Raw genomic sequence first — 7,904 nt, 5'->3', positions numbered from 1 at the left:
TGCCGCCAGCGTTCGTTCTGAGCCAGGATCAAACTCTCAGGTTTAACTTAAAAGTCCAATCACAGGCTGCTTTAATCAATCGCTATAAAGCACTCAAACAATCGCATCTCTGCGACCGTGAATTAACAAGAGCTCAACTAACTCAAGGCCCTAAAACCCCAAGCCAATCGGCTTCCTTGTTTGAAAGATCAGCGTACCTGCGTAACTCTTAAAACATCCCAGGATAAATACCCCAGAACCGCAAGAGCAACGCCGTCCACGCTTCCCTTCCTTCAATACCAAATTGTCAAAGAACAGGGACAAAATCCCTAGGACACAACCCTCAACCTTAAGCGAAAACCAACCACTCGCCGAACCGTTCGATCCGGCCAAAATGACCAATTTTCTGGAATTAAGAGCGCAAAACCCTGTCGCCAGCGACGTTGCCGCCGTCGATGAGCCGGGTTATAGGACCACACACCAAATGCGTCAACTAACTTTTTGGGTTTTTCTCGAGAAAAATATCGCTGCTTTTCCGGGCCTGTGAATATTAACGAGTTGTTAGGCGGCAAAGCCGTGGATTGCTGCCAATTATCCAATTGGAGCGTTGCCGAACCCCATTAGGCGCTGACCAGCGTCAACAACGAGGGTGTGACCTGTTACCTGGTCAGCTTCACAAAGGTAGTGGACAGCCTGAATAACATGTTCCGGACCAAGCCCCGGCCCCAAGGGGGTCAGCTTTTGGCGGCTATCGAAGTTTTCCTGGGTCTGGTCGCTTGGCAGTATCAATCCTGGTGCGATCGCATTCACTCGAATTCCTCGCGGCCCGAGATCATAAGCGGCAAGCCTCGTCGCACCATCAAGTGCATATTTGCTGCAAAAATAACTGAACCGCTCCGGCGACGGCGAAGTCATTTGCGTGTCCAGGATGTTAATAATGCATCCGCCCGAATCCAGACCCTCCTGCGCCGCAAAGGCCTGCATGAGAAACACCGGTGCAGCAGCATTTACGTTCATCAAGAATTGCCAACTATCGAGACTCAGATCTCCCAACGCGTCGGTGTTGAACGCGGACGCGGAGTTAATCAGCAAAGTGACCGGACCGCCCAAGGCTTGCGATGTTTCGGAAATCAACTGCCCGGCGTGCTGTGGCTGGCTGAGATCTTTTTGCAAAAGCGCCGCCTCGCCTCCGTCGGCACGGATTTGATCATAAAGCTGCTGCGCGCCGCCGGCCGAAGAGTTGAAGTGCAGCCCTACGGCATAGCCACTGTCCGCCAACCCTTGGGCAATCACTTTACCAAGTCTTTTTCCCGCACCTGTGACCAACGCTATGTTTTTGTTGCTCATCTGCGTCTCCGGACGACTATGTATTTCAGGCGTAGTCTTGAAGATTTAAAACCGGCTGCACCCGTGGCACTTCATGGCTGCGCACGAGATTGGCCTTCGACATTAAGGCAATTGTCGCGGCGCTCGTCTGAGCAACGCGAACTTCGTCCCGGAATAGATAGACAGCGCCGGTCAACTGAACCGTGACAGGCCATCCAAGTTGCCGCAGACGGAAAGACTGCAGAATGCTGTCAGTCTGGTACCGGATCCGGTCAGGGCTGTCAGGCAGATTGAGCGCAAAACCGAACCCGGGATCGACCCAAAGTCTTTCAATGCCAGCCGCCTCTGCGAGACTGAGCCGTTCTTTAAAAAACACCAATTGGTGATCGAATATGTCGTCGGCTGGCGGCAATACATCACTCGACCGGGCATTTTCGCCAGGCGTGTAGCACAGGATTAAACCGGCCTCGTGCTTTGCGATCATTTCATAAAAGGACCGGTCATCTACCCTGCCGGTCAGATTCACAACCCCGGCACCAGCCTCAAGCAGCGCTGCAGCAACTTCAGGGTGATAGGTTTCAACCGAGACCAGAATGTTTTCAGACGCAAGAGCAGCAACAACCGGGCGCATGCGATCGATCTGTCGTGCCACAGCAACTATTTCGGCGGTTTCACCGGTCGATTCGCCACCAACGTCTACCATCGCTGCACCTTCAAGGGTCATGCGCTTTCCGCGATAGAGCGCTGCTTCGAATGTGTGGCAAACGGTCTCTCGGTAGCTGCTGTCGGGCGACAGGTTCAGGACACCCATTTGGTAAGTGCGGTCTTCAAACCGTTTCTTAAACCTTGGAAATTCGAAGCTACGGACTGGCGCTTCTAGAGCGTCTTGATACTTGGTCCAAAGAGGCAATAAACGGTCGGCAGAAATCATGTCAGGTCGCTTTTTCTGTGGTTGTTGGATGAATAAACGAACACCCCCAGTCCGCCTCTACCGCGGTCAAATCGCCGGGCTCCACGGGAAGCGCGGCAAGCAGCGCACCCATGGTTTGGTTGAGGCCCGGATGGATGTAATCCGCGGCAATGTCTGCGGCCGGCACCATCACAAACCGCCGATCGTGCATGCGCGGATGCGGCAGTGTCAGATCTTCGTCGTCCGTAACGAGGTCACCATAAACCAATATATCGAGATCGAGTGTGCGCGGGCCCCAACGCACGATCCGTTCGCGGCGCTGTGCTTTTTCAATCTTTTGCAGCTCTTCAAGCAATGATTTCGGATCAAGATGTGTCTCAACAAGCGCGGCAGCGTTCAAATAGGCGCCTTGGTTGTCAGGGCCGCCAACCGGTGCTGTTTCATACAGTGGTGATACATCGACAACCCGTGTCCTGATCAATGTCGAAAGTTGTTTCAGGCCCGCGATCATTTGACTGCGGCGGTCACCGAGGTTTGAGCCAAGAGCTATGAGTGCAGGTGTCACTTTGAGTGCTTTCGCAGGTACTGCAGAACAGAATAAGGAACGGGATGTGTCACGGTGCCGTACGGCGGCGCCGGATGGAGATCCCCACGCCTTGCGCATTCTGGAAAATCTCAGATTTCGTGACCCGGACGGACACCTCTTCCGCCAGCGGGTTTCTCAACACGAAGGCCGCAACGTCTTCGGCCCACGTCTCCACCAGTTCAACGTGAGCGCCGAAGCGCGCTTTCTCCTCTATGAACAGAACCGTATCGGCATAGGACACATACGCGCCAGTATCACGGACTGTTTCTGCATAACCGGGGACTGTACGGATGCTCACGTTAAAGCAGACCTTTTGCGTCCGCCCCTTTTCACTGTCGAGCACGCCTATATGCGTGTCGACCAAAAGATTCTCGATGACGATTTCATCGGAAGACAAGTCATCCGCACGAACGGACGAAGGCGGTATGCCTTTGGTCATATGAAAGCCCTGAGTCAGAATAACGGCAGTGTGCTCATCACGTAGCCCCGACGCCTGATTGGTCAAGGGACAAAACAAAAAACTGGCTTTGTAAAGGCGCGCGTTACGGACTGGCGGGCCGAACGAATATATTCGGTTTCGACCTGTTATTACGCCCCCTGAGATGGAAACAAACCACGGTTTTTATCCAACACCGACCAGGGCCCGAAAAGGGGTTGGGAGACCCGCCCTGAACAAGGGTTCAGGGCAGCACCGTTTAAACAAGCCCAGTTGACTTACGTGACACTCCAGGCTCGAAATGGGACGTCACGCTCGCGATGCCAAAGCGGAGGGCAATCCACGCGCGATCGTCTGAGCAACCACTGCAACTATAGCAACTTTGATGAGATCGCCGGGGATGTAGACGCCGTTTCCAACGATTGCAGCCATGACCGGCAGCTTCGCAACGATGACAAGACCGACGATGCCAAAAAGGTAAACGACGCCAATACCGCCGATGATTGCGGATAAGGCCGCCGCAGGCATGACCGGCAGAGTTTTTGTGCGCTCCATAATCAACCCGGTTACGAAGGCGCCCACGGGCCAGCCGATCAGGTATCCAACAGAAGCCCCAGCAAAGACGCCAAGCCCGCCATTTCCGCCGGCGAGCAGCGGCGCGCCAAGGGCGACCAAAAACAAAAACAGCAAAATTGCGAGGCTCCCGCGCACAGAGCCGAGCATGACGCCAGCCAGCATCACACCCATTGACTGCGCGGTGATCGGAACGCCTGCAAGAACGGGAATAGCGACTTTCGGCAGGAGCCCAAGCGCTGCCATCAGTGCGGCGTAAAATGCGATCTGAACTATCGAACGGTCAGTCATTCTTATTGTCTATCCACTATTTTCCAACTTGAAGTCCGGTAAGTCGCACATTGCGACCCGCCGATCTATTTTGCTCAAACACACCACGGGCGCCGCCGCGTGCCGACAGCGCCTCGGCGACGTTTTCCGACAGGCGGAGCGATTGAAGTGCAAACGGCGCAATCAATCGCCAGCTTCCTTGTTTGCCACCGCGCGCCCGGTAGCTTTCAGACAACCCTCCATATACGGTCATGAGAACTGGTACAAACCGGAGAACCAAGGCAACAGCCAGCGCAATCGTTCGCGGCGACCCGCCAAGCCACTTTAGCGGAACGAACAGAGGCATGACGGCATCCATCATGTCATCCATTCGGGTTGTAATCGAAACAAAATTCGCCAGCAAAACCATGACGATGAGCCGCAAGACGACCACAAATCCCTCTTGCCAGCCCGTGAACAAGCCATGAAAGACGAGTATGATCCCGAAAAACACAATCATTGGCTTGAGAAGAAGGACTTGAGACAACCCGTCCCGGCCTAGGGAAGCGTAAAGGGTTAGCGCGCCCGCAAGACAGCCGATGAACAAGATCAGGCTGTCTTGCGGCAAGAGCAAAACACTACACAAGGCAAGAAGACCGAGCTTCATCCCAGCGGAACGGCGGTGCGCCCAAGTCGGGCGATCGAGATAGACGGATATCACAAATCATCTCCGCCCAATTCCAGAGCAGAGCGCCGCTCTACATCTGCCCGGAATGCGGGCAAAACATCCCCTGGGACACTGTCCATCCGAATCGACCCATCTTCGAGCCATAGAATCCGGTCGAAGTCCGCCAAAAAGCTGAGATCGTGGCTTATCATGAGCAGCTTCTGGTCAAGCTTTTTGAGCTTTTGCATAATTTTGCGGCCGGCAAGACCATCCAAGCTGGCCATGGGCTCATCGAGAATGAGCACTTTCGGCTCCATGACCAACACCGCAAGAATACAGATGAGTTGTTTTTGGCCCTCAGACAACTCCGCAAATGGCTTATCTACCAAGGCAGAACAGCTGTGCAACTCCAAGAACCGCAAGGCGTCGTCCCGGGCCTTCGCCTTGTCAAAGCCAAGCTGCCGAAGACCGAACGCGATCTCCTCGCCGACAGTAGGAAAAATCGCTTGGTGATCCGGGTTCTGAAAAACAAATCCGACAAAGCGTGGAAGATCGGCGGCAACGTCATCAATATCCGAGCCGAATACCTTTACCGTACCGCTGTCCGCGCGGCGGAGGCCGTTCACCAGACGGACAAAAGAACTTTTACCTGAACCATTGAGGCCAACAACGCCAATGCGCTTCTCGGACAATGAAAGGCTGACGTCGCTCAGAACCTGCCTGTTGCCAAGCGTCAGCTTGACCCGATCAAACCGGGCGTAAACATCTTGGTTCGGATTAAGTTCTTTTTTTGCGTCTTTGCGACGAAGTGGATGCCAAAGTGCCATACGGTCTCTTGATTAAAAGGCATTGTTTGTTGCGTCGCTTATTCACCGCAAAACGGCAGTTGTCAAAGGCCGAAGAGCTACCCTACCGGCCCATGATCGACTTGAAAAAGAGCCTCCCTGTTTAGCATGGAGGCCACGAGATCAATTGCCGTCTGAAACTTTCTGTCATCCTGTACAGACCCGAAGGTCAATCTCACATGCGGGGCAGACCGCGCTGCATGAACTTGGAAATGGCGTGCTGCAAGCACTCCAACACCCTGATGGCGTAGACTCGCCTCCAAAGCATCCCCATCCGTTTGACCCGGGAGCGTCAGCCAGCCGAAAACCTTGTTTTGGCCGCTTTGAAAGCTGTAGCCGCTCAGCTTTTCCAGCGCATATTCAAATCTCACTCGATTGGCCCAGCACTTTTTCTCGATGACCTTGAACAATGATCCGTCGCGAATCCAGCCAGATATTAGTTCTGCAGTAATCGGTGAAGCCATCCATGTACTCTCGCCGATCAAATTCCGAACTGCCGTTCCGTTCTTGGCCGGTACGTGCACAAACCCGATGCGGCTCCCAGGTGAAATCAATTTCGAAATACTTGCGATCGAGCCGGTCTGCTCCGGAACCAGAGCCCCAAAGGACGGCAAGCTCTCCGAAATGAAGGGCGTGTACGGATCGTCTTCGATAATAGTCAAGCCGTACTTGCACGCGACCTCTGCCAAGGCCCGTCGCTCATCCAGCGTCATGGTATGGGTTGTCGGATTCTGCATGTTTGGCATGAGAAACACGCCCTTCACGCCATCTTGCGATGCTGCTTTTTCGAGCGCGTCCGGGTCCATCGACAAGAATTCGCCTGCTGCATTCCTTGCTGCAGATACCGGCACCAGCCGCAAACCCAAATGCGGCGCCGAATTCAAAATTGATGGGTACGTGAATGCATCAACCGCAATGCTGTCGCCAGGTTTGAAGAGCGCTTGCAGCAACACTTGAATACCATGCTGGGCACCGCACGTAACAGCCACTTGATCCGGGTCAGCATCGAGGCCGAACTGGCTAAACAGATAAGCGCCTGTTTCCCGGTGTGTGCGCAGCCCTTCGGACGGCACAAAGCCGTTAAGACGCTCAATTCCAGGCGTCCGAGCGAGTCGCGTGAGACCGTGCCCCAAATCAGGGTTCAAATGCGGATAGGCAAAACTGCAGGCAAGGTCGATGTTTCCCGAAGCCTCTTCCTTCGGTACTAAAGGCGATATTGGCTGGCTTTCCGGTACAACAAATGTCCCCCGTCCAGTCTCACCCCTCAAAAGCCGCCGCCGTTCCGCTTCTCTATAGGCCCGGGTGATCGTGCCCAACGTAACACCGAGCTGATAGGCGAGCTCACGCTGAGGCGGCAGCTTTTCACCGTGCTTCAAAACGCCCGCACCGATATCGGTTTCAATTGCGTCCGCAATCGCGAGATATATCGGACCGCTCGCAGAACCGAGATTTGGAATCCAGATTGTCATGGTAACAATAGATACATTTTTTATAAACAGCCACAAACAATTTTGCCGAAAGCGAAATTGTATCGATTTTGCACTCATGGATCTCGCAAGGATTTGAAACCTTCGCGAATGTGTTGCTCGGTGTCCTGATAGTCGATGGCGGTCAAATTGATACGCCTTCAGAACAGCGGCAACACGTGTTTGAGCACATCGTCGGTAATGTTCCGGCCATGCTGGCGCAAAAGGGCGATGGGGCGGCAGAGTTAGACAGTATTCGAATGCACGTTGATGCTGATAATGAGGTTGAGCCCACAAGCCCGGAATGCCTAGTTATCACAAGAGCGATCGCGGTTTTCGTTGCGTCCGTGGAACAAGACGGCACGCTTGAGCTCATGGGCGGCCTCTCCCTTGTTGAGACCAGCCTGACACTGCCGGCGCAGCGATTGGCTCGAATACCATTCGATCACAAACAGGGTCCGTTCAAGGCGACTAATCTCATGAAGCGCCTTAACCAGGTCATTGGCTTTCTATGTGGAGGCAAACACCTTGAGGAAAGTTGATGGCGCAACAGCTCGCGTGGTGATCGATGCGCAAAGACGCAGGAGAGCGTCCCATTTATCCAGAATGAGCGTATTGTTAATCGGAGTGCCACCATAACTGGCAAGATCTGTATAGGCTTCGGCGGTTTTTAAGGTATGGAAGATGAGCATCCGACCGATTTGGTAGGCGCTGATCCCGTTCGAAGCTCTTGCCATGCGTTTGGGGCCGAATTTTGTGCAGTCTGCGCGCACGCCAGCCAGCTTTGCGGGCATGTTCTGCGGTACGCCTCCCGGTCGCACATTGATGAACTTGTTGGCAAACCTGATCCATTCAAACACCCCCTAA

The 7,904-nt window shown here is 54.0% G+C and carries 9 protein-coding genes and 1 pseudogene; 1 reads left to right on the top strand and 9 read right to left on the bottom strand.

Features of this window, described 5'->3' with window-relative positions; genetic code table 11:
- A partial coding sequence (locus JM93_RS22000; RefSeq protein WP_208995242.1) for a hypothetical protein occupies window positions 1-212 on the top strand: 212 nt, incomplete at its 5' end.
- A gap of 358 nt (window positions 213-570) precedes the next feature.
- On the opposite strand, the gene JM93_RS16910 is transcribed toward JM93_RS22000, so the two are convergent.
- The 9 genes and pseudogenes from JM93_RS16910 to JM93_RS22345 form a co-directional block, all read right to left on the bottom strand.
- Complete coding sequence (locus tag JM93_RS16910; protein WP_145345799.1) at window positions 571-1,326, bottom strand: SDR family oxidoreductase; 756 nt, start codon at window positions 1,324-1,326, stop codon at window positions 571-573.
- A 25-nt stretch (window positions 1,327-1,351) separates the two neighbouring features.
- The gene (locus JM93_RS16905) at window positions 1,352-2,236 is read right to left on the bottom strand and encodes a dihydropteroate synthase (RefSeq protein WP_145345797.1); all 885 of its coding nucleotides are present in this window, start codon (window positions 2,234-2,236) and stop codon (window positions 1,352-1,354) included.
- Between the two features lies 1 nt (window position 2,237).
- Complete coding sequence (gene folK, locus JM93_RS16900) at window positions 2,238-2,780, bottom strand: 2-amino-4-hydroxy-6-hydroxymethyldihydropteridine diphosphokinase (protein ID WP_208995241.1); 543 nt, start codon at window positions 2,778-2,780, stop codon at window positions 2,238-2,240.
- Window positions 2,781-2,829: 49 nt separating this feature from the next.
- The gene (locus JM93_RS16895; protein WP_145345793.1) at window positions 2,830-3,240 is read right to left on the bottom strand and encodes a dihydroneopterin aldolase; all 411 of its coding nucleotides are present in this window, start codon (window positions 3,238-3,240) and stop codon (window positions 2,830-2,832) included.
- A gap of 306 nt (window positions 3,241-3,546) precedes the next feature.
- The gene (locus tag JM93_RS16890; protein ID WP_145345791.1) at window positions 3,547-4,101 is read right to left on the bottom strand and encodes a biotin transporter BioY; all 555 of its coding nucleotides are present in this window, start codon (window positions 4,099-4,101) and stop codon (window positions 3,547-3,549) included.
- Window positions 4,102-4,117: 16 nt separating this feature from the next.
- A complete protein-coding gene (locus tag JM93_RS16885; RefSeq protein WP_145345789.1) occupies window positions 4,118-4,780 on the bottom strand; it encodes an energy-coupling factor transporter transmembrane component T family protein in 663 nt (220 codons plus the stop codon).
- Window positions 4,777-5,553, bottom strand: a complete 777-nt coding sequence (locus JM93_RS16880) for an energy-coupling factor ABC transporter ATP-binding protein (protein WP_145345787.1) — start codon at window positions 5,551-5,553, stop codon at window positions 4,777-4,779. Before JM93_RS16880 ends, JM93_RS16885 begins: the two co-directional genes overlap by 4 nt.
- Before the next feature lie 77 nt (window positions 5,554-5,630).
- Window positions 5,631-7,040: an aminotransferase-like domain-containing protein gene (locus JM93_RS16875; protein WP_145345785.1), complete on the bottom strand. Its 1,410-nt coding sequence runs from the start codon at window positions 7,038-7,040 to the stop codon at window positions 5,631-5,633.
- A gap of 74 nt (window positions 7,041-7,114) precedes the next feature.
- Window positions 7,115-7,720, bottom strand: a pseudogene (locus JM93_RS22345) (Tn3 family transposase); the annotation flags it as partial.
- Window positions 7,721-7,904 lie beyond the last annotated feature (184 nt).

Origin of the sequence: Roseibium hamelinense (genome assembly GCF_007830545.1) — a bacterium.
In the GTDB taxonomy this organism is placed as follows: domain Bacteria; phylum Pseudomonadota; class Alphaproteobacteria; order Rhizobiales; family Stappiaceae; genus Roseibium; species Roseibium hamelinense.
This window is presented reverse-complemented; position numbering and strand designations above follow the sequence as displayed.

Bases quoted from the DNA above. Each gene is read 5' to 3' on its own strand.
- JM93_RS16910 (WP_145345799.1), bottom strand. From the start codon at position 1,326: ATGAGCAACAAAAACATAGCGTTGGTCACAGGTGCGGGAAAAAGACTT.
- JM93_RS16905 (WP_145345797.1), bottom strand. From the start codon at position 2,236: ATGATTTCTGCCGACCGTTTATTGCCTCTTTGGACCAAGTATCAAGAC.
- JM93_RS16895 (WP_145345793.1), bottom strand. From the start codon at position 3,240: ATGACCAAAGGCATACCGCCTTCGTCCGTTCGTGCGGATGACTTGTCT.
- JM93_RS16890 (WP_145345791.1), bottom strand. From the start codon at position 4,101: ATGACTGACCGTTCGATAGTTCAGATCGCATTTTACGCCGCACTGATG.
- JM93_RS16880 (WP_145345787.1), bottom strand. From the start codon at position 5,553: ATGGCACTTTGGCATCCACTTCGTCGCAAAGACGCAAAAAAAGAACTT.
- JM93_RS16875 (WP_145345785.1), bottom strand. From the start codon at position 7,040: ATGACAATCTGGATTCCAAATCTCGGTTCTGCGAGCGGTCCGATATAT.